Origin of the sequence: Balneola vulgaris DSM 17893 (assembly GCF_000375465.1) — a bacterium.
Classification (GTDB): Bacteria; Bacteroidota; Rhodothermia; order Balneolales; family Balneolaceae; genus Balneola; species Balneola vulgaris.
Genome location: NZ_AQXH01000005.1, coordinates 120,139 through 141,078, shown reverse-complemented (window position 1 = coordinate 141,078; position 20,940 = coordinate 120,139). Strand labels below are relative to the sequence as shown.

15 protein-coding genes, 2 tRNA genes and 3 rRNA genes are annotated in these 20,940 nt (G+C 41.8%); 19 read left to right on the top strand and 1 reads right to left on the bottom strand.

Annotated features, from left to right (window positions below; translation table 11 throughout):
• The first annotated feature begins 113 nt into the window (after window positions 1-113).
• From B155_RS13370 to B155_RS0110815, 9 genes are all read left to right on the top strand, one after another.
• Window positions 114-1,649, top strand: a 16S ribosomal RNA gene (locus B155_RS13370).
• A gap of 133 nt (window positions 1,650-1,782) precedes the next feature.
• Window positions 1,783-1,856, top strand: a tRNA-Ile gene (locus tag B155_RS0110850).
• 15 nt (window positions 1,857-1,871) lie between these two features.
• Window positions 1,872-1,945: transfer RNA gene (locus B155_RS0110845), tRNA-Ala, on the top strand.
• A 350-nt stretch (window positions 1,946-2,295) separates the two neighbouring features.
• Window positions 2,296-5,173 (top strand): 23S ribosomal RNA (locus B155_RS0110840).
• Window positions 5,174-5,293: 120 nt separating this feature from the next.
• Window positions 5,294-5,402: ribosomal RNA gene (gene rrf, locus B155_RS0110835) — 5S ribosomal RNA — on the top strand.
• Together the 16S, 23S and 5S rRNA genes with 2 tRNA genes alongside form the textbook arrangement of a ribosomal RNA operon.
• A 248-nt stretch (window positions 5,403-5,650) precedes the next feature.
• Entirely contained in the window at window positions 5,651-6,760 is a 1,110-nt protein-coding gene (locus tag B155_RS0110830; protein ID WP_018128292.1) for a hypothetical protein, read from the top strand.
• A gap of 75 nt (window positions 6,761-6,835) precedes the next feature.
• Complete coding sequence (gene porZ, locus B155_RS0110825; RefSeq protein ID WP_018128291.1) at window positions 6,836-9,175, top strand: type IX secretion system anionic LPS delivery protein PorZ; 2,340 nt, start codon at window positions 6,836-6,838, stop codon at window positions 9,173-9,175.
• A complete protein-coding gene (locus tag B155_RS0110820) occupies window positions 9,175-9,819 on the top strand; it encodes a glycosyltransferase family 2 protein (RefSeq protein WP_018128290.1) in 645 nt (214 codons plus the stop codon). Before porZ ends, B155_RS0110820 begins: the two co-directional genes overlap by 1 nt.
• On the top strand, window positions 9,819-11,828 hold the full coding sequence (locus B155_RS0110815; RefSeq protein ID WP_018128289.1) for a glycosyltransferase family 2 protein: 2,010 nt from the start codon (window positions 9,819-9,821) through the stop codon (window positions 11,826-11,828). Before B155_RS0110820 ends, B155_RS0110815 begins: the two co-directional genes overlap by 1 nt.
• On the opposite strand, the gene tgt is transcribed toward B155_RS0110815, so the two are convergent.
• Window positions 11,818-12,945 (bottom strand): tRNA guanosine(34) transglycosylase Tgt, encoded by a 1,128-nt coding sequence (gene tgt, locus B155_RS0110810; protein WP_026167321.1) that lies wholly within the window; start codon window positions 12,943-12,945, stop codon window positions 11,818-11,820. The two genes, B155_RS0110815 and tgt, sit on opposite strands and share 11 nt — an antisense overlap.
• 121 nt (window positions 12,946-13,066) lie before the next feature.
• Here tgt and B155_RS0110805 point away from each other — a divergent pair, with 121 nt between their 5' ends.
• From B155_RS0110805 to B155_RS0110760, 10 genes are all read left to right on the top strand, one after another.
• Entirely contained in the window at window positions 13,067-14,431 is a 1,365-nt protein-coding gene (locus tag B155_RS0110805; RefSeq protein WP_240386282.1) for a sugar transferase, read from the top strand.
• The gene (locus B155_RS0110800; RefSeq protein WP_018128286.1) at window positions 14,432-15,160 is read left to right on the top strand and encodes a polyprenol monophosphomannose synthase; all 729 of its coding nucleotides are present in this window, start codon (window positions 14,432-14,434) and stop codon (window positions 15,158-15,160) included.
• 66 nt (window positions 15,161-15,226) lie between these two features.
• Window positions 15,227-16,183 (top strand): acetyl-CoA carboxylase carboxyltransferase subunit alpha, encoded by a 957-nt coding sequence (locus B155_RS0110795; RefSeq protein ID WP_018128285.1) that lies wholly within the window; start codon window positions 15,227-15,229, stop codon window positions 16,181-16,183.
• Window positions 16,184-16,186: 3 nt separating this feature from the next.
• The gene (locus B155_RS0110790; protein ID WP_018128284.1) at window positions 16,187-16,618 is read left to right on the top strand and encodes an acyl-CoA thioesterase; all 432 of its coding nucleotides are present in this window, start codon (window positions 16,187-16,189) and stop codon (window positions 16,616-16,618) included.
• Between the two features lie 8 nt (window positions 16,619-16,626).
• Complete coding sequence (locus tag B155_RS13660) at window positions 16,627-17,109, top strand: DUF2085 domain-containing protein (protein WP_018128283.1); 483 nt, start codon at window positions 16,627-16,629, stop codon at window positions 17,107-17,109.
• Window positions 17,110-17,117: 8 nt separating this feature from the next.
• Entirely contained in the window at window positions 17,118-17,666 is a 549-nt protein-coding gene (locus B155_RS0110780; RefSeq protein WP_169331297.1) for a DUF4199 domain-containing protein, read from the top strand.
• A 27-nt stretch (window positions 17,667-17,693) separates the two neighbouring features.
• Window positions 17,694-18,671, top strand: coding sequence for a CPBP family intramembrane glutamic endopeptidase (locus B155_RS0110775; protein WP_018128281.1), 978 nt, complete (start codon window positions 17,694-17,696; stop codon window positions 18,669-18,671).
• Window positions 18,664-18,939: a putative signal transducing protein gene (locus B155_RS0110770; RefSeq protein WP_018128280.1), complete on the top strand. Its 276-nt coding sequence runs from the start codon at window positions 18,664-18,666 to the stop codon at window positions 18,937-18,939. The genes B155_RS0110775 and B155_RS0110770 overlap by 8 nt, the downstream gene beginning before the upstream one ends.
• Window positions 18,936-19,757, top strand: a complete 822-nt coding sequence (locus B155_RS0110765) for a phosphatidate cytidylyltransferase (RefSeq protein WP_018128279.1) — start codon at window positions 18,936-18,938, stop codon at window positions 19,755-19,757. The genes B155_RS0110770 and B155_RS0110765 overlap by 4 nt, the downstream gene beginning before the upstream one ends.
• Window positions 19,744-20,766 carry a dipeptide epimerase gene (locus tag B155_RS0110760; protein WP_018128278.1) on the top strand — a complete coding sequence of 341 codons (1,023 nt, stop codon included), beginning with the start codon at window positions 19,744-19,746 and terminating at the stop codon, window positions 20,764-20,766. Before B155_RS0110765 ends, B155_RS0110760 begins: the two co-directional genes overlap by 14 nt.
• Window positions 20,767-20,940 lie beyond the last annotated feature (174 nt).

Genomic DNA, 20,940 nt, shown 5'->3' with positions numbered 1-20,940 from the left:
AGTTCTTTGGACATTATTGAAGCATAAGACAGATTGTTTGTGCGAGCTTATGAAGTTATTCTTTTGAATGATGGAGTGTAGGACCGAGCTCACAGAGTATATATAAATTATTTACAATGGAGAGTTTGATCCTGGCTCAGGACGAACGCTGGCGGCGGGCTTAACACATGCAAGTCGAAGGAGAAGGTGACTGCTTGCAGTCACTGGAGACTGGCGGACGGGTGAGTAACGCGTAGCTAACCTGCCTTTAGCTGGGGGATAACATTCCGAAAGGGATGCTAATACCGCATAATGCAGCGGGGCCGCATGGCCACAGTTGTTAAAGGTTTCGACCGGCTAGAGATGGGGCTGCGTACTATTAGTTAGTTGGTGAGGTAACGGCTCACCAAGGCGATGATAGTTAGGGGGTCTGAGAGGATGATCCCCCACACTGGGACTGAGACACGGCCCAGACTCCTACGGGAGGCAGCAGTGAGGAATCTTGCGCAATGGGCGAAAGCCTGACGCAGCCACGCCGCGTGCCGGATGAAGGCCCTATGGGTTGTAAACGGCTTTTGAGGAGGAAGAACGACTGGATTTCGATCTGGTGTGACGGTACTCCTTGAATAAGCACCGGCTAACTCCGTGCCAGCAGCCGCGGTAATACGGAGGGTGCAAGCGTTGTCCGGAATCATTGGGTGTAAAGGGTGCGTAGGCGGGCTATTAAGTCTGGGGTGAAATCTTGCCGCTTAACGGTAAAATGGCCCTGGATACTGGTAGTCTTGAGTGTAGAAGAGGTAAGTGGAATTCGTAGTGTAGCGGTGAAATGCATAGATATTACGAAGAACATCAGTGGCGAAGGCGGCTTACTGGTCTACAACTGACGCTGAGGCACGAAAGCGTGGGGAGCGAACAGGATTAGATACCCTGGTAGTCCACGCTGTAAACGATGCATACTAGGTGTTGGCCTTTCGGGGCCAGTGCTGCAGTTAACGCATTAAGTATGCCACCTGGGGAGTACGTCGGCAACGATGAAACTCAAAGGAATTGACGGGGGCCCGCACAAGCGGTGGAGCATGTGGCTTAATTCGATGCAACGCGAGGAACCTTACCTGGGCTAAATCCACAACGCTACCTCTGGAAACAGAGGGTTTCTTCGGAACGTTATGGAAGGTGCTGCATGGCTGTCGTCAGCTCGTGCCGTGAGGTGTTGGGTTAAGTCCCGCAACGAGCGCAACCCCTGTAGTTAGTTACCAGCACGTAATGGTGGGGACTCTAGCTAGACTGCCTACGCAAGTAGTGAGGAAGGTGGGGACGACGTCAAGTCATCATGGCCCTTACGTCCAGGGCTGCACACGTGCTACAATGGATGGTACAGAAGGTCGCCACTCAGCGATGAGGAGCAAATCTTTAAAACCATTCTCAGTTCGGATCGGAGTCTGCAACTCGACTCCGTGAAGTTGGAATCGCTAGTAATCGCGTATCAGCAACGACGCGGTGAATACGTTCCCGGGCCTTGTACACACCGCCCGTCAAGCGATGGAAGTCAGGAGTACCTAATGTCGGTGAGCCAACCCTTTGGGGGGCAGCTGCCTAGGGTAAGCCTGGTAACTGGCGCTAAGTCGTAACAAGGTAGCCGTACCGGAAGGTGCGGCTGGATCACCTCCTTTCTAAGGAGAGCAACGACGTTTTACACGAGCTCGTAACAAACAATCTGTCCTATGCTGCAAAATGGAAAGCAGAGCAGTGGAGGTAGCCTGCGGCCAGCGCGTAGCTGGTGAGGTGCAACCGCCCAAGTAATTGGGGCTTGTAGCTCAGGTGGTTAGAGCGCACGCCTGATAAGCGTGAGGTCGGAGGTTCAAGTCCTCCCAAGCCCACTTTTCCAAAGAGAGGGGGCTATAGCTCAGCTGGCTAGAGCACCTGCTTTGCAAGCAGGGGGTCCGGGGTTCGAATCCCCGTAGCTCCACACATTTTTAAGGTGGCCGGGCGCGAGGCGCAGCCGCTGTGGATGGCATAATAGAGTGAGTGGGTTGGCAACAACCCCGGTCTTATGCGCGATAATTAATGAATATTGTTGGTTGGCCCTTGCGGGTGCAACTGGCCCTACCGCGGGGTACGCGGAGTTCTTTGACATGGTGAAAAAGTATAACAATGTAAGGTTTGATGAGGATTCTCATCAGACCCAGTATCACGTATTATGTACGTGATGCGCCTAGGGTAGCTGCGAGAGGTGTAGTACTTCTCGCGGCCCACAAAAACAAGCTCAAATAACTGCGTATGCTTGTGCGCCTCGCGAGGGGTCGTGCAAGTCATATAAAATAAGCAATGAAGGGCACACGGTGGATGCCTAGGCATGCAGAGGCGAAGAAGGACGTGTAAAGCTGCGATAAGCTGCGGGGAGTTGCAAAAGAACTTTGATCCGCAGATTTCCGAATGGGGCAACCCACTCTAATTTATTAGGGTATCCTTTCGAGGAGGCATACCCGGGGAACTGAAACATCTAAGTACCCGGAGGAAGAGAAAACAATAGTGATTCCCCAAGTAGTGGCGAGCGAACGGGGAGGAGCCCAAACCATGTCCTACGGGGCGTGGGGTTGTAGGACCTGCGTAATTCAAGTAATCTTAAATCGAAGCTGTCTGGAAAGCAGCGCCACAGAAGGTGAAAGCCCTGTAGGTGTACCGATTATTTGAAGGCGGGTATCCTGAGTAGCGCGAGGCCGGTGAAACCTTGCGTGAACCAGCCGGCACCATCCGGTAAGGCTAAATACATCTGCATGACCGATAGTGAACCAGTACCGTGAGGGAAAGGTGAAAAGAACGCCGAGAAGGCGAGTGAAATAGTACCTGAAACCGTGTGCTTACAAGCGGTCGGAGCAGCATTTATGTTGTGACGGCGTGCCTTTTGTATAATGAGCCTACGAGTTGCTCCTGTTGTGCGAGGTTAAGCCCCTTAGGGGTGGAGCCGTAGCGAAAGCGAGTCTGAATAGGGCGTGCAGTACAGCGGGGCAGACGCGAAACCAAGTGATCTATCCATGGTCAGGGTGAAGCGGTGGTAAGACACCGTGGAGGCCCGAACCGGTTGACGTTGAAAAGTCTTCGGATGAACTGTGGATAGGGGTGAAAGGCCAATCAAACTTGGAGATAGCTCGTACTCCCCGAAATATATTTAGGTATAGCGTCTGGTTTTGTCTCACCGGAGGTAGAGCACTGATTAGGCTAGGGCCCTTCACCGGGTACCAAACCTAGACAAACTCCGAATACCGGTGACGAGCCGCCAGGCAGTCAGTCGCAGGGTGATAACGTCCTGTGGCGAGAGGGGAACAACCCAGACCACCAGCTAAGGCCCCTAAATACAGGCTAAGTTGATCAAAGAAAGTTGAGTTGCTCAGACAACTAGGAGGTTGGCTTAGAAGCAGCCATTCCTTTAAAGAGTGCGTAATAGCTCACTAGTCAAGCGACTCGGCGTCGATAATAAGCGGGCATAAGTCTGTTGCCGAAGCTGTGGGATTGAAAGATCGGTAGGGGAGCATTCCAGTGGCGTTGAAGTTGTCTCGCGAGAGATGGTGGAGCGACTGGAAGCGAAAATGTAGGCATGAGTAACGATAAGACGGGTGAAAAACCCGTCCACCGTAAACCCAAGGGTTCCTGATCAACGCTAATCGGATCAGGGTTAGTCGAGACCTAAGGTGTACCCGGTAATGCCGGGGAAGCCGATGGCAAAGCGGTTAAATATTCCGCTACCGCGACCAACGCGTGGCTAAGGCGTGACGCAGAAGTGACACTCCCGCGTGCTGACGAATGCACGTTAAAGGGCGTAGGCCAGGAGATAGGCAAATCCGTCTCCTATTAAGGCTGAAACCTGACAGTACCTGGATTCTTCGGATGAAGGGATAGTGGAGGTAATCATGCTGCCAAGAAAAGCGTCGTAGTTTGTTGGAAGCGCTCGTACCCCAAACCGACACAGGTGGGTGAGGAGAGTATCCTCAGGTGCTCGAGTAATTCATGGCTAAGGAACTAGGCAAATTAGATCCGTAACTTCGGGAGAAGGATCCCCTGACTTTGTCAGGGCGCAGTGAAAAGGCCCAAGCGACTGTTTACCAAAAACACATGTCTCTGCTAAGCCGTAAGGCGATGTATAGGGACTGACACCTGCCCGGTGCTGGAAGGTTAAAGAAGGGGGTTAGCTTCGGCGAAGCCCTTGACTGAAGCCCCAGTAAACGGCGGCCGTAACTATAACGGTCCTAAGGTAGCGAAATTCCTTGTCGGGTAAGTTCCGACCTGCACGAATGGTGTAACGACTTGGGCACTGTCTCGGCCATGAGCTCGGTGAAATTGTGGTATCGGTGATGACGCCGATTACCCGCAGCGGGACGAAAAGACCCCGTGAACCTTTACTACAACTTTACATTGGCTTTAGCTGTAATATGTGTAGGATAGGCGGGAGGCTTTGAAGCGGCGTCGCCAGGCGTCGTGGAGCCATCCTTGAAATACCGCCCTTGTTACAGGTGAAGTCTAACCCTTACGGGGGAACAGTGTATGGTGGGTAGTTTGACTGGGGCGGTCGCCTCCTAAAGAGTAACGGAGGCTCCCAAAGGTACCCTCAGCACGGTTGGCAATCGTGCGTAGAGTGTAAAAGCATAAGGGTGCTTGACTGCGAGACATACAGGTCGAGCAGGCACGAAAGTGGGGTTTAGTGATCCGGTGGCACCGCATGGAAGGGCCATCGCTCAAAGGATAAAAGGTACTCCGGGGATAACAGGCTTATCTCCCCCAAGAGTTCATATCGACGGGGAGGTTTGGCACCTCGATGTCGGCTCATCGCATCCTGGGGCTGGAGAAGGTCCCAAGGGTTTGGCTGTTCGCCAATTAAAGCGGTACGCGAGCTGGGTTCAGAACGTCGTGAGACAGTTCGGTCTCTATCTGCTGTGGGCGTTGGAATATTGAGGAGGGCTGCTCCTAGTACGAGAGGACCGGAGTGGACGAACCGCTAGTGTACCTGTTGTGTGGTCGCATGCATCGCAGGGTAGCTATGTTCGGAAGTGATAAGCCGCTGAACGCATCTAAGCGCGAAGCACGCTCCAAGATAAGTATTCCCTATGAGCCTCCTGGAAGACGACCAGGTTGATAGGCGGCAGGTGTACGCATGGTAACATGTTTAGCCGAGCCGTACTAATTAGGCCATTGGCTTTGTTTATATGGCTTGCACCGCCACCTCGGCGGGCAAGTGCAGTAACAGCTCTTGTTATACTTTTTCTTCACCCCGAGCAATCGGGGACATGTCAAAGAACTTACTTTTTTTATTGAATCATTTTTTGAAGGTGGCCATTGCGCAGGGGTCCCACCCGTTCCCATCCCGAACACGGAAGTTAAGCTCTGCAGCGCCGATGGTACTGCAATCGTGGTAGAGTAGGTCGCCGCCTTCTTTTTATTTTTTACCCTAAACCCTTTATTCACACCGAATAAAGGGTTTTTTTATGCCCTTTAGTTAAACGACATTTAATCGTTTGATACTTCCCACTATATAATTACCTATTCATTATTTGATAGACTCAGGAATCATTAAAAGCTGTTTAGTTCTATAAGTTGTAAAACAATGCGAGAGTCTGGTTATGTTAAGAAAGTGACTTATTTTATTTATATACTAGCATCGTATTAATAATAATAAGCTTATATGTATCAATTTCTTAGTTTGGCACTGTTATTACTTATTGCTGTATGTGGTAATTCTGATAATAAGTCAGGTAGTCAAAGTAAAGAGCATTCAACTGTTGATGTAATACTACTTGAAGCAGAGATAATAAATACCGAAGAGAATGAAATATATCGCTTATCTCAAGTTTCTCTTGTGGATACTTTATTGGTTTTAAGTTCACTTACTGATCATAAACTTCTTTCTACTTATGATCTTGATGGATATCCTCTAAATACTTATGGTACTTTTGGTAGAGGGCCTAATGATATAAAAGTACCTATCCCAAGATTTTATGATTCTGTAGTATTGAATGATGATACCTATCTCTCATCGTATAACATGAATTCAATGAATCTGGATATATTAAATTTATCTAGGACGATTGAAGAAAATAAAGTAGTAATAGATCACACGATTGAATTACCTAAATCACTCTTTCCGGTAATTAAGCCTTATTATATAAATAATGAATTAGTTGTAGCGTATTACAATGATACGGATATGAAAGTATTCAATGGCAAATCAGGTTTGGCAACCTATTATCCGAATACAGGACGCTTTAGTACCATACAATTTCCATTATTTAGTTTTGATCAGTCAGAGTTAGAAAATGATTTTGAATATCAATTAGCCTATCAAGGAATTAATGAATGGTTATCCGATTTCAATAGTTCAAAAAATAGAATAGTACTTGCACATGCATTAGGATCTCAGATTTTTGTCTATGAAATTCAGAATGATTCTTTAAATCTGATTAAAGATTTTCACTATGGCAATGTTCAACAAGATTCAGAATTCAACTATTCTAAATTTAAAGACGGAGATGGTTTAGCAAGAAAATTTATCGATATACAGGCTACAAATGACTTTATATATTTAAATGTTAGTAAAGAGCCTTTAGATCAAATTAGTTATGGTGATGAGAATCGAGAATTGATAAAATTAGATTATGATGGAAATCTGATAACTAAGTACCAGTTTCCAGACTCACTTAAGATTGAGTTTTTTACTGTTAATGAATCCAAGTCTTTGTTTTATGGGATTGATGTAAGTCAAGATAAATTGTATAAACTAAGTACAATTAAATAAATCCCATTTGAACTATTATTTACACACTTATAAGGTTTTTTTCTTACCCACCCTTTGATTAATTTTGTTCACTATATGGGCAAAATATCTCACTCATTTTCAATAGGTTTAGTGGCATGCATTTTATGTGTGTTTTCTCCTCATTCACTAAGTGCCCAAAATTCATCCATAGGAAGTTGGAAATCATACACCTCTACCCGTTCTGTTACTGATATTACCCTAGATTCCAATCAAAATATATGGGCATCAACTCAAGGGGGAGTCGTATTCATTGATGATAATTCAGACATAGAAAAATTAACGGTTGTAGATGGACTAAGTAGATTAGATGGAACCAGTATTATCATAGATGAGACTAGAAGTAGAGTATTTATTGGCTATGTAGATGGCTTAATTGATGTTATAAATATGGACGACCTATCTGTATCTACATTAAGTGATATTGAAAGGAATACATTGTATAGCAGCAAAACGATACATGGCTTCAATATTTATGATAATCGATTATTGGTACTTACTTCCTTTGGTATCGTTGAATATGATCTAAATTCACTAACCGTAACGGATACCTACTCCAAAATTGGTTCTAATAACCGAGGTACTAGTGTCTATGATAGCTTCATTAAAAATGACACCTTATATATTGGAACTGATAGCGGGATAGCATTTTCACCCTTATCTGGAACCATCAATGAAAGTAGTTGGACTAATGCTAAAGCAGTAGATGGACTTACAGATGATCCCATAATAGCTCTCGGTTATATCGATAATGAGATATATGCATCTACTATAAATTCTACCTTTGTTAATCAAAACAATAGTTGGACTGAAGTCGCAAGTCTGGCTGGTATTAATGTGTTAGAACATGAGTACGGTAATGAGGGCTATTATATAATTACAGGTCCTCAAATTTTTGAACGTACTGGCACAACCAATTTTGCTTCAACTGATATATTTCCAAAGAGAGCAGTGTCCGCTTATCTAGATAATAATTCTTTGCTAGTAGGTTCACTAAATGATGGTGTTCTAATTTATAACACTTCCCTTGAAATCGAGGCGCAATTTGTAACTGATGGACCTTATCAGAATCTATTTCAAGGGGTAGCGATTAATGACGGTGTGTTAATATCTGGGAGTAGCCAAAAATCGAGTTTTGATGGCAATATCGATAAAGCGAAAGGCTTCTATATATACAGTGATGGAAATTGGACCAATGAAAATGCGAATACCAATGAGGTGATAGCCCAGTTTAATTTTCAACAGGTTTTAACAACCACCTTTACTGATAAGTACTATTACTTTGGTAGTTGGGGTAGAGGTATCGCTAGATATGATATAGAGACTTCTGAAACAGTAATTTTTGATGAAACCAATTCAACGCTTAGAGGATGGGAGGCTGATAACCCACTTTTTCCGGTGATATCAGGTCTTTCAACGGATTCTAATGATGATGTATGGTTAGTGAGTAGGTATGCAACCAATCCATTGTATCATCAACAACCCGGAGATGAAGACTGGACCCCTATTGCAAAAGTAAGTGAAGCTAATGGACTAGAGTATGAATCTTTGTTTATTGATTCCTTCGATCAGAAATGGATTCCCCTTGAAAGTACCTCCACAAATGGAGTTGGGCTGTTAGTGATTAATACCAATCAAACTTTAGATGTGAGCGATGATACAGCCGTTCGTTTAACTACGGAAACAAACAACGGGAATTTACCTGACAATAAAGTGAAGGTTATTGTTCAAGATAAAAACAATGAAGTGTGGATTGGGACAGAAAGAGGTATTGCAAGGTTTCTATTTCCAGAATTCGTAATTGATGGAAGTAGTCAAGAACGACAGGCACAATGGCTTATAAATGAAGATACATCACAAGTATCACGGTTTTTACTTCGAGATGTGAATGTGAGCGCAATGGCAGTTTCACCAAGTAATGAGAAATGGATTGGAAGCGAAAATCAAGGATTATGGCTTCTAAATGAAGAAGGTTCAAAGATTTTAAAGAGGTTTACCACAGAGAATAGCCCTCTATTTTCTAATGCTATTATTTCAATTGCTGTAGATGAGAATACGGGAGAAGTATTCATTGCAACAGATAAAGGCTTGATCAGCTATCAAGGAATTTCGAGAGTGTCGTCTAGTGCTATGAGTGAACTGAAAGTTTATCCCAACCCTTTTACATATGACTCCCATTCCGAAATAATCATTGATGATTTAAGTGATGAATCGACGATCACTATTTTAGGTGTAGACGGAACAGCAATTCATAGATTTGAATCGAATAGCAGCAGAACCACTTGGGATGGTCGGAACAAAGAGGGACGCAAACTAGGGAGCGGAGTCTATTATATAGTAGCTGTAGATAATGACACCGGGAAGAAAGGGATTGGAAAAGTGGTGATCATAAAGTGATGGAGCTATCTACTGTTATTATAAATTATCAAACACCAGATCTGCTAGAAACGGCAGTAAGGTCATTTAAGAAGTATTACCCTCAACAATTGCTTTACATAATAGATAATGGATCGAAGGATGATTCAAAGGACATTATCAATGATTTAGTAGGTGAATATGAACAAATTGAGTCGGTGTACTTAGCTGAAAATATTTATCACGGACCGGCTATGGATTATGCGATTCAACAGTTGATAAAAACGAAGTTTGTATTTTTTTTAGATAGTGATACTGAGACTAAGAAAGATGGCTTTATAGAAAAAATGGTGGCTATCTTGAAGGAAGATGAACAAGTGTATGGTGTAGGTCAGATTCAAAAAGTGAATAAAAGAGGGTATAAATCTGAAGTAGGATATGATATCATCTTAACACCCTATATGATGTTGAGAACAAATACATACAAATCATTAACACCATTCATACATCACGGTCAACCTACTTTGATGAACTTTAAACGAGCTATTGAGGAAGGATTTAAGCTTGTAGATTTCCCTATCACAAATTATATAGACCACAAGTGGAGAGGAACGAGCGACCGATTCGGGTATGGACTTGGCTTGAAAGGAAAGATTGACTATGTGCTAAACAAGCTTGGTTTATAATGCAGAGCACCTACGACATATCTGTAGTGATTGTGAACTATAAAGTGAAGGAGTATGTGCTTAATCTACTTCATACACTTTATAAAGGGAAAGGGGAGTACTCACTACAAATTATTGTTATAGACAACGCTTCTGGCGACAATGCTTTCACTGAAATTAGTAAGCAGTATACAGATATAACTGTAATTCAGAATGATGAAAATCTAGGATTTGGGAAGGCGAATAACCAAGGGATTAATCTAGCTAAGGGGAAATATACACTACTTATAAATCCTGACACTTTAATCAGTGAAGATACTCTAGAAAAGATGTATGCTTTTATGGAGGCGAATCCTAAGTGTGGAGTTAGTAGTTGTAAGATTTTAAATGCGGATGGGAGTTTTGCCAAAGAGTGCAAGAGGTCTATACCCGATTTAGTTTCTGCTGTAAACAAAGTCACAGGCCTGGATACCTTATTCCCAAAATCTAGATTGTTTGGAAAACGATATTTAAGCTGGATTGATGAAAATGAAACTTCGGAAGTACCCGTAGTGTCAGGGTCATTTATGTTTTGGAATACGGATGTATTGAAAAGCTTAGATGGTTTTGATGAAGCTTTTTTTATGTATGCAGAGGATGATGATATTTGTTTGAGAGCTAAAGAGGCGGGTTATAAAGTAGTATATGCTCCAATTACTAAGATCATTCATTATAAAGGCGAGAGTACTAAAAAGAGAGATTATAAATACGCGAAAATATTTAATCAGTCATTATATCAATTCTTCATAAAACACTATGGGAAAGTGTATGGAAGATTAGTGAGCACCATTGTTTTATGTATTACCTATTTAAAAACAATTGTAGACGTTTCACTCTCAACACTATTAAATAACTATCAGCTAATTATTGACTTAGTAGCAATCAATTTAGCACTTATAGTGGCTTTTTTAAGTCGTTTCGATTTTGATATTGCAGCAATAATTGATCCGAATAGAAATGACTTTTTTATAGTAAATGCCATAATTAGCGTACTCTATTTCCTTCTTCATAAATTTCGAAATCAAGAAAAACGTTCTTTTGACTTTATAACAAAAGATTTAATAAATCTTAGTTTAGCATTTCTAATTGTAGCTGGTATAAGCTTTCTAATAAAAGAACTAGCTTACTCACGGTTAATACTGGTAGTGGCTTACATTCTTTCATTATTTCTTGCAGTGATATTGAAGCCAATGTTCATGAGAATTAGAGAGGGAGGGTATCAGATAAAGAAATTGAAAGTATTATTAATTGGAGAGTTGCCTAATCACGATTTTTGGAAACAAAAGATTGAAGGGCATCCAAGTGGTAAATACTTAGTTCACGAATCAACAACTATCAACGCTGTAAATAGGAAGATGATTAATAGTGTAGATGAAATCTTCTTTGTTGTTGATGAAGTTCAATATGACACATTATTAGAAGTGCTAACATCAAAAAATGAACAAAGAAAGCCTGCTAAAATTTGCTCTCAAGTAACAGATACCATCATCGGGAAATCCAGTATTGAATACTTCGACCCCCCTTCACAAATAGAAATGTTGCTTTATGAAAGAACACAGAACAAAGTTTTTAAAAGGGTTTTTGATGTATTGATCGCCATCCCTTGTTGGGGTATCACTTTTATTCCACGTTTACTGGGTGGAATATTTAAAAATAAGGCATCAAAGCAAGTTACTACCAACACCAATAATGTGTTTTATACTGGCAGGCCGATTAAAAATTTAAACCTACTGTGTGGCTACATACTTCTAGGTGAAATGAGTTGGGTGGGTGCACCAATGTTTGGACCTAAAAAACCTTTCAAAGCAGGTCTTTTTGGTATCGCTCAATATCAGAGCATTCAAAACAAAGAGAATCTCACAAAAGAGGAGTTCTCGCACTATTATTTGAAGCACCATTCCTTAAGCCTAGATATAGATCTATTTTTAAAAGGAATAACCTTTGGCCCCTCCCTTTCTGAACAAATAGAGCAAGAAGCTACTAAAGTTTAGTCTCTACTTGCTTTACCATAGATGGATACCATTCTGCAAAGGTATCGTTGGCAATATGTTCACGAATCTGCTCCATCAACCATAAATAGAATGTTAGGTTGTGGATTGAAGCCATCACGAGTCCAAAAATCTCATTGTGCTTAATCAGGTGGTGGATGTATGCCATCGTATATTTATTACAGACGTCGGATGGAAAGTCAGGATCTAAAAACTCATGGTGATTTTTCCATTTCGCATTTCTAAGATTTACTTTGCCATTTCGCGTGAAAATAGTGCCATTTCTGGCATTCCTAGTTGGCATCACACAATCAAACATGTCAATTCCACGAGCTACACATTCAATCAAATTGCCCGGAGTGCCTACTCCCATTAAATAACGAGCTTTTTGTTTGGGCAGGTAGTCGGTATTCAAATCAGCCATCTCATACATTAATGGAATGGGTTCTCCTACACTCAATCCCCCAATGGCAATGCCTTCAAAATCTTGATCGGCCATAAACTTAGATGACTCGATTCTAAGATCTTTGTACGTCCCGCCTTGTACAATACCAAATTGATGCTGCTTGTGGCCATATCTAGCCTCTGTTTCTAGGAAATGCTTACGACCTCTTTTAGCCCATCGATGCGTTAAACCCATTGAGTTCTTCGCATACTCATATGAGCTTGGATAAGGTGGGCATTCATCCAATATCATCATGATATCAGAGCCTAATGTTCGTTGAGTTTCAACTACATTTTCAGGAGTAAACAGATGTTTTGAACCATCAATATGACTCTTAAAAAAGGCACCCTCTTCTTCTAGCTTTCGGTTCTCAGAGAGTGAAAAAATTTGGTAGCCCCCAGAATCGGTGAGAATTGGCTTGTCCCACTTCATAAACTCATGTAAACCACCAGCCTCATACATAATGTCCATACCAGGACGAAGGTATAAATGGTAGGTGTTACCCAAAATAATTTGAGCATGAATCTTTTCAACTAAGTCGTGCTGTGAAACTCCTTTTACGGTTCCTAGAGTACCTACAGGCATAAAAATAGGTGTTTGAATTACACCGTGATCAGTTTTTAATTCTCCCAGTCGGGCTTTTGTAGACGAAGATTCTTTTTTGAGGGTATACAAATTAAAACAGGTTCGTTTATGAAGGCTATTGGTAAATGTGTATTTTCGAAAACCTAACCAAATATGGTCATTGTTTCCTTTGAACAATTTAAAAAGATATAACGAAGTAATTTTCACCAGTTTGCTGGATTTTTTAATTCTGCTAGCTGGCTGGTTTTTCTATAATTCTATACAAGCAGAAGGGTTAACCGTAGTACTACAGAAAGTTCAAATTCCTGTACTAGCGTCTGGTATACTTTTATCAATCTTTTGGATACTAGTTTTCGTTCTAGCTGGCCTCTACAAGAAGCTCTACTTAATGTCGCGATTGGATGAATTCCTAAGTGTGCTTAAAGCGACTGTTACGGGGGTCTTAATACTGTTTTTTGTATTTGTGATGATGGACGTTGTTGAAAGCTACGACGAAAAAATGGCCTTGGTTAAATACTGGGCTCTGATTGTAGTGGCCATGTCGTTAAATCGATTTGTGATCAGATCGGTTCAAAAATATTATGCTCAACAGGGGAAAGGCTTACACAACACCGTCATAATTGGAACGGGTAAAAATGCGCGCATTGCGAAAGAAGATCTAGTTCGAAATAAAACTCTGGGTATGCATGTGTTAGGTTTTATTCAGGTGAATGGGAAGGTGAAAGAAGAAGATGGTGTTGAAGAGAAAGATATTATTGGGCATTTAGATGGTATCGAAGACATCATCGAGAAGTATAAAGTACAGGATGTCTTGGTTGCCTTAGAACAAGACCGAAGAACCGATTTGGTGAACATCATCAGTAAAGTGGATGTGCCAGATATCACTCTAAAGCTACTCCCTGATTTCTATCAACTAGTGAGTGGCTTCAACAAGACCAATCAGATTTTTGGCTTACCTATAGTTGAGATTTCTCCAGAACCCATGCCGCTATGGGAGCGAGCAACAAAGCGATTGATAGATATTGCGGTATCGATTGTAGCATTAATACTCTCCATTCCATTATGCATAATCGTAGCTATACTCATTAAAGTTGGCACTGAAGGTCCTGTAATTTATAGCCAAGTAAGAGTGGGCCGAAATGGGAAGAAATTCACCATATACAAATTTAGAACCATGTACTTGGATGCAGAATCAGAAACAGGGCCAACCTGGGCATCTGTGAACGACCCTAGAATCACCAAAGTGGGGTATTGGTTACGGAAGTTGAGAATTGATGAAGTACCTCAATTCGTAAATGTACTAAAAGGCGATATGAGCTTAGTAGGACCACGCCCTGAACGCCCTCATTTTGTGGAACAATTTACTCGAGAAATACCTCTATACACTCGAAGGCTTAGGGTTAGGCCGGGTATCACAGGCTGGGCACAGGTGAAATGGAAATACGGTAGCTCGTTAGATACAGTAAAAGAAAAAACTAAGTATGATCTCTATTATATTGAGAACATATCGTTAAAAATGGACACCAAAATCTTGATTATTACCATACTTACTATAATCAAAGGGAAGGGGCAATAGATGTCAAAAACGGCACTTATTATTATACCTACTTACAATGAAGCCGGTAATATCGGCCGAATGATTGACCGCCTTATGGGGCTAGGACATCCCGTTCATGTATTAGTGGTGGACGATGGCTCGCCTGATGGAACAGCAGAAGTTGTTAAAACCAAGCAAGGTCAGTATCAGGATAAAATTCATTTAATAGAACGCGAAGGTAAACTTGGTTTAGGAACCGCTTATGTACGAGGGTTTGAGTTTGCACTAGAGCGAGACTATGAGCTGATCATGGAGATGGATGCCGATTTCTCTCACCGTCCTGAAGATGCCTTAAAGCTCATTCAAGCCGTAGATAAAGGTGAATGCGATGTAGCTGTAGGCTCGAGATATAGTAATGGTATTAGTATCATAAACTGGCCATTGAGTCGCCTAATACTATCGTATGGGGCGAATATCTATGCTCGTACAATTACAGGGCTCCCCATTTTTGATACCACCGCTGGCTTTAAATGCTTACACCGAAAAGTGCTCGAAGCCATTCCGTTAGATAGGCTCAAATCGAATGGGTACGCCTTCCAAATTGAGATTCATTTTAGAGCTTGGAAAGCAGGCTTCACACTCAAAGAAGTATCTATTGTATTCCGCGAACGCGAAGAAGGTGTTTCGAAGATGTCTAAGGCCATAGTGCGTGAAGCTATATGGCGCGTGTGGGCATTAAAATTCCGTAGTTTATTTGGTGCACTTTAAGCGGAATAAATCTGTCCTTCTGTTTTCGAATACGTATATTTGACCACGAATTAAAAGACATTATTTATGCAGTATCTTGATTTTGAACAACCGATCGCTGATCTAGAAAAGAAGATCGAAGAATTAGAAAATTTATCTACCGTTGGAGATGGCATCCTCAAAAAGGAAATTGACAGCCTAAATAAAAAAGTAGATGCACTTCGGGAAAGTATTTTTGCCAATCTAACTAGATGGCAGCGCGTGCAATTAGCTCGCCACCCAGATCGCCCATATACCCTTGACTATATCTACAAATTTGTAGATGACTTCGTAGAACTGCATGGCGACAGATTTCATGCTGATGATAAAGCCATTGTAGGTGGTTTCGGTAGAATTGAAGGCCAAACGGTTATGGTAATTGGTCATCAAAAAGGAAGAGATACCGTAAGTAGAACCTATAGAAACTTCGGGATGGCAAACCCAGAAGGGTATAGAAAAGCCTACCGTTTAATGAAGTTGGCTGAAAAGTTCGATACACCGATTATCACACTCTTAGATACTCCAGGTGCATTCCCAGGGCTAGAAGCAGAGGAAAGAGGCCAAGCTGAAGCCATTGCTAGAAACCTTAAGATGATGGCCATGCTTAAAGTACCAGTGGTTACTATCGTGATTGGCGAAGGCGCAAGTGGTGGAGCGATTGGTATTGGTATGGGTAACGAAGTATATATGATGGAAAACACATGGTACTCTGTTATCTCGCCAGAATCGTGTTCATCTATTCTATGGAAAACTTGGGATTATAAAGAACAAGCTGCCGCGGTATTAAAGCTAACTGCCAAAGATCTAGAAGAACTGAAAGTGATTGACGGTGTAATACCTGAGCCTTTAGGTGGGGCACATCGCGATCCTGAACAAGCAGCTGCAGCTGTTAAAAAGCAGATTATTCAGAGCCTAAAACGCCTCAAGAAAATGAAAGCGGATAAGCTCGTTGAACAACGTATTGAGAAATACGCCGCCATTGGTGCTTTTGAAGTTGTAAAGTAATTTATGATCCAATTACCAGATCGGTCGCCGATCATTTCATACACCCATTCCATTCGTAGCCGCTATAGCGAAACGGATAAAATGGGGTATGTGTACTATGGTCGCTACTTAGAATACTTCGAAGTAGCCCGTACGGAAATGATTAGAAGCATGGGGTTGTCGTACAGTGAATTGGAAGAACAGGGGATTATGTTGCCTGTAATTCATGCAGAGCTAGAGTATAAAAACCCCGTGTATTACGATGTGGAAATGCAGATTGAAGTGCTTGTGTTTGAGGAACCCAGTGTGCGCCTTCAAACCTATTATAAGGTGCATACCAATGGGCAACAATCGCCACATGTAATCGGTGAAGTAACACTTTGTTTCATGAACGAAGAAACAAGACGTCCTTGTAGAGCCCCAAAGTTATTCTTAGACCAACTAAAAAAAGGGTAAGCTAGTTGTTGAATGCCACCATACACATAGAACATAAAGGGTTGTATGTGTTTGTGCTGTTCGCTTCTATGATACTCACCATTTTAGCCTTAGGCCCAGGAGTATTTGGTGTCGTAGATCCAGTGGCATCTATTCACAGCATTCAACACCAAATATTTAATATGGTATGCCATCAAGACCCCTTGAGGTCTTTTTCTGTAAATGGCGGTTATATGGCCGTTTGTTCACGATGTATAGGTATCTATGCAGGCTTTACGATTATTTGGCTAAGCATGCCATTGATAGCACGAGTGTTCAAATTAGAGAATGTGCCTTTTTTACAATTGTTTATAGGTGCTATAATGTTAAATTTGGTGGATGTTTTTGGTAACCTTATCCAATTTTGGACGAATACGGATGGGTCTCGATTTATATTTGGGATCATTTTCGGGGTGAGCACAGCTTTACTTCTGATAAATGAATTTTTTAAACAAAAAATGATAGAGGATTAACTATGGAAATGGAAAATGAAATGAACGAGCCAAGTTATTGGCCATCGGTTTTTTTAGCGGGTGTTATAGTCGCTTTTATTATGTCTGCATTAGGGCTAGGAAGTGGATACATGACATTAGGTTCTGAACCAACAGGGAAAACCTTCAGTGCAGCATCGTTCTTGGGTATTCTTGTTTGTTTGATTGCAGGGATAGCTGGAATCATCGCAACTCGCCATTACGCACGTGAGCATGACGTGACCTTCCCAATTGGGCGTGGAGCTTTAATCGGTTTCTTATCAGGCGTTACAGCTGTAACAATTAGTACACTAGTGGGATTACTTTGGACGGCCGTAATTGACCCAAACATGAACCAAGCGCTTTACGACTGGCAAATCATGAATATGGAAGCTGCGAATATGACGGAAGAGCAAATTGAAATGACTTTGAAGTTTACTCCAAAACCAGGTTCTATGATGGCCGTTCTTTCTCAGTTTGGGATTGGCTTAGTAGTAATAGGTATCTTCAACCTACTTACCGGTATGATTGGAGCTAAAGTATTCGCTTCAGAGGAATAATTAAGATTTAAATTAGAGACACAATAGATGAGTGAGCAGTTAAACACACCTACTAGTTCTATACCAGAATATGAAGAAGATTTAAGACCATGGGTAGAGCGTAATGGCTTTGCTCATTGGGCCATTGCAGTGCTTTGGTTTATCATAGCTTTCTTCTTATTTCAAATTATTGGAGGATTGATAGGTGCATTACTGCTCTTACCTGAGCTCATGCAGGCTGTTCAAAGTGGAGGCGATATCCAAGCCATAATATCGGCCAATTTGGATATCGCTTTTATAGGCAACACCGCTGGGCAGTTTCTAATTATCGGTTTGGCTTCCTACTACGTTGCTAAACTACATTCCATTCCGGGTAAACATCGCCAGTTTCTTAGGCTGCAACTGTCTCCCAACGTTTGGAAGATAACAGCCATCACCGCTATTCTTGTAGTGGTGATTATGCCATTCAACGGATTTTTAGGATGGTTGAATTATTTGATTTTCGACTCCTTAGTTCAAGTATTCCCATCCCTAAACTGGTTTGTGGAAACACAAGATTCGATGTCGGAAATGATTAAAGGCTTCATCGGGACTGAAAATGCCGTGCTTTTAGCTTTTATCCATATCGGTATAGTGCCATCCCTTTTTGAAGAGGTAATGTTTCGTGGCTATATCCAACGAGCTCTAGAAAAAAGTTGGGGTATTATGGCAGGGATTCTTATTTCAGGGATTCTATTTGGTATGTACCATATTCAGCCTTCCAATTTAATACCCCTTTCTGTATTAGGTATTTTATTCGCATACATCACCTATGTGTCGAATAGTTTAATACCCGCGATGGTTGCGCATTTAATCAACAATGGTGGACAGGTTCTTTATGGTTCAATGAATAAGGAATTCCTTGAAATGGAAATGACACGTGAGCTGGATATTTCCCCATTAATCATCATCGCGAGTATGATTTTATCCGCAGGATTGATTTACTTACTACGAGCGAATAAAAATAAAGAAGCTCAGCATGTTTAACGATCCCAAACCAAACGATATTGATAACTGGGTATGTGTACTAGAAAGAAGTACAAAGCTCGAAATTGAAATGGCGAAAAGCTATTTGTCGAATCTTAACATCCCGTCTAATATTCTTTCAAAACAAGATTCATCATACAGCTTAAGTGTAGGCGACATGTCGTATGCTTATCTATATGTGCCACAGGAGTTCGAAAAACAAGCTCGTGAGGCCTTGGCGTCTATCGATCAAGATGAAAACTCTGAGGAGGAAGGAGATAACTCTTGAGTGAATTATTAAAACGAGTACTCTTCGCTGTTCCGGCAGGAATTCTATTCATCTTTGCCATGTGGTACAGCAGTTTAGTATTTAGCCTAATGATAGTGTTCATTGGGGTACTCACACAGTTTGAGGTTATAAAGCTTTTAAACAAAGCGGGCACTCCGGTCGACAAAGTCTTCCCATTTACTATTGGTTTATGGTTGATGCTATTTCCCTATCTGCCCTTCGCATTTGAAATCGGTTTGGGGATATTTTTATTCTTTATATCCATTCAGACTTTCAACACCAAGCTTGAAAACTTTAATCATCTCACTGCCACGCTTTTTGCTGGGGTATACGCTCCATTAGGGTATCTTTGCTTGATGATGATTCGTGCTCTGGGTACAAATGAACAGGGCTTCGCATTAGCGCTTACTTTAGTGTTAATGATTTGGGGTGGGGATGTATTCGCCTACTTTGGGGGCAAAACTTTTGGCAAACGACCACTAGCTATTACCATTAGTCCAAAGAAGACTATTGAAGGTTTCCTATTCGGGTTCATAGGATGTACCGTAGGCTTAGCACTTTCTATTTATGCACTTCCTTTTGAGTCGCCCTTAAGCATGGGAACGGGATTACCACTTATTCTTTTGATTGGCGTGTTTGGACCTATTGGTGATTTACTTGAAAGTAAAATAAAGAGGAAAGCAGGGGAAAAAGACTCCTCAAATATATTGCCAGGACACGGGGGCTTTTTCGACCGATTTGATGCCCTAATTTTAGGAGCCGCCGCCATGTATATCTATCTGAATGTAATGGTAGAACTAGGTTATGTCGCGCTTTAAACTAAGTTGGGAAGTCAAAGAGCTATTCTTAAAAAATGTATTCACCATTGCACGTGGTTCACGGTCCTCGGTGCATAATGTATTCATCCACTTGCAGAAAGATGGAGTGGAAGGCATCGGTGAATCCTCTCCCAATAAAAGGTATGGCGAGAGTACCGAATTAGCCCTTCAGGAATTACAGGCATTCAATATCGATTGCCTGAATGATGCCACTACTCCCGATGATGTTGAAACTATACTGCAAAAGGAAGCCGCTGATATATCACCTTCTACACGCGTAGCGATAGAAATGGCATGGCTCGATTGGTGGGCAAAGTCTCAAAACCAACCACTGTGGCAGTTACTGAATTATGCCAAACCAGTAGGTCCCGTTTCGTCTTATACTATAGGGATTGATACCATTGAGGTGATGCAGCAAAAGATTGTGGAGGCCAGTGACTATCCTATCTATAAAATTAAGCTAGGAACTGATCACGATCGAGCCTTGATACAAGGAATCCGAGAGGTCACGGATAAGCCCATTCGTGTGGATGCTAATGAAGGTTGGAAAACGGTTGATCAAGCTCTGCAAGAAATTGAATTTTTAGCCAGTCAGAATGTGGAGTTGGTAGAACAACCCATGCACTCTTCGATGGTGGACGAGTTAAAAGCGCTTAAAAAACAGGCGAGCTTGCCACTGTGTGCCGATGAAAGTTTTACCGGCACCGAAAACCTTCACGAGATTGCCGAATGCTTTGATATCATCAATATTAAGTTGATGAAGATGGGAAGTGTAGTGAAAACGCGAAGAGTAGTAAAACAAGCGCATGATTTAGGACTTGAAGTGATGATCGGATGTATGATCGAAAGCTCCCTAGCTAATGCTGCAGGCGGACTCGTAGCTCTAAATTGTGAGTACGCCGATGTAGATGGTCACCTTCTAATCAGTAACGATCCATGGACCGGTTTCGGCCTAAATGCCCAAGGCCAAATTTCCCTTTCCAATGCCCCAGGTTTAGGGGTGGGGTAACTTACCCAACTTTCAACACATCTGTTTTTTAGCACTTTAAGTGTAACAAAAGTATAGTTCGCTCCTCTTCAAAAAAAGTTAAGAGTTATGGAGAGAAGGGGTAAAAACTGCATACTAAAAAAGTTTGAAGAGATATTTATAAAGCATACAGAGATTATTTTGAATTCTTTTAAG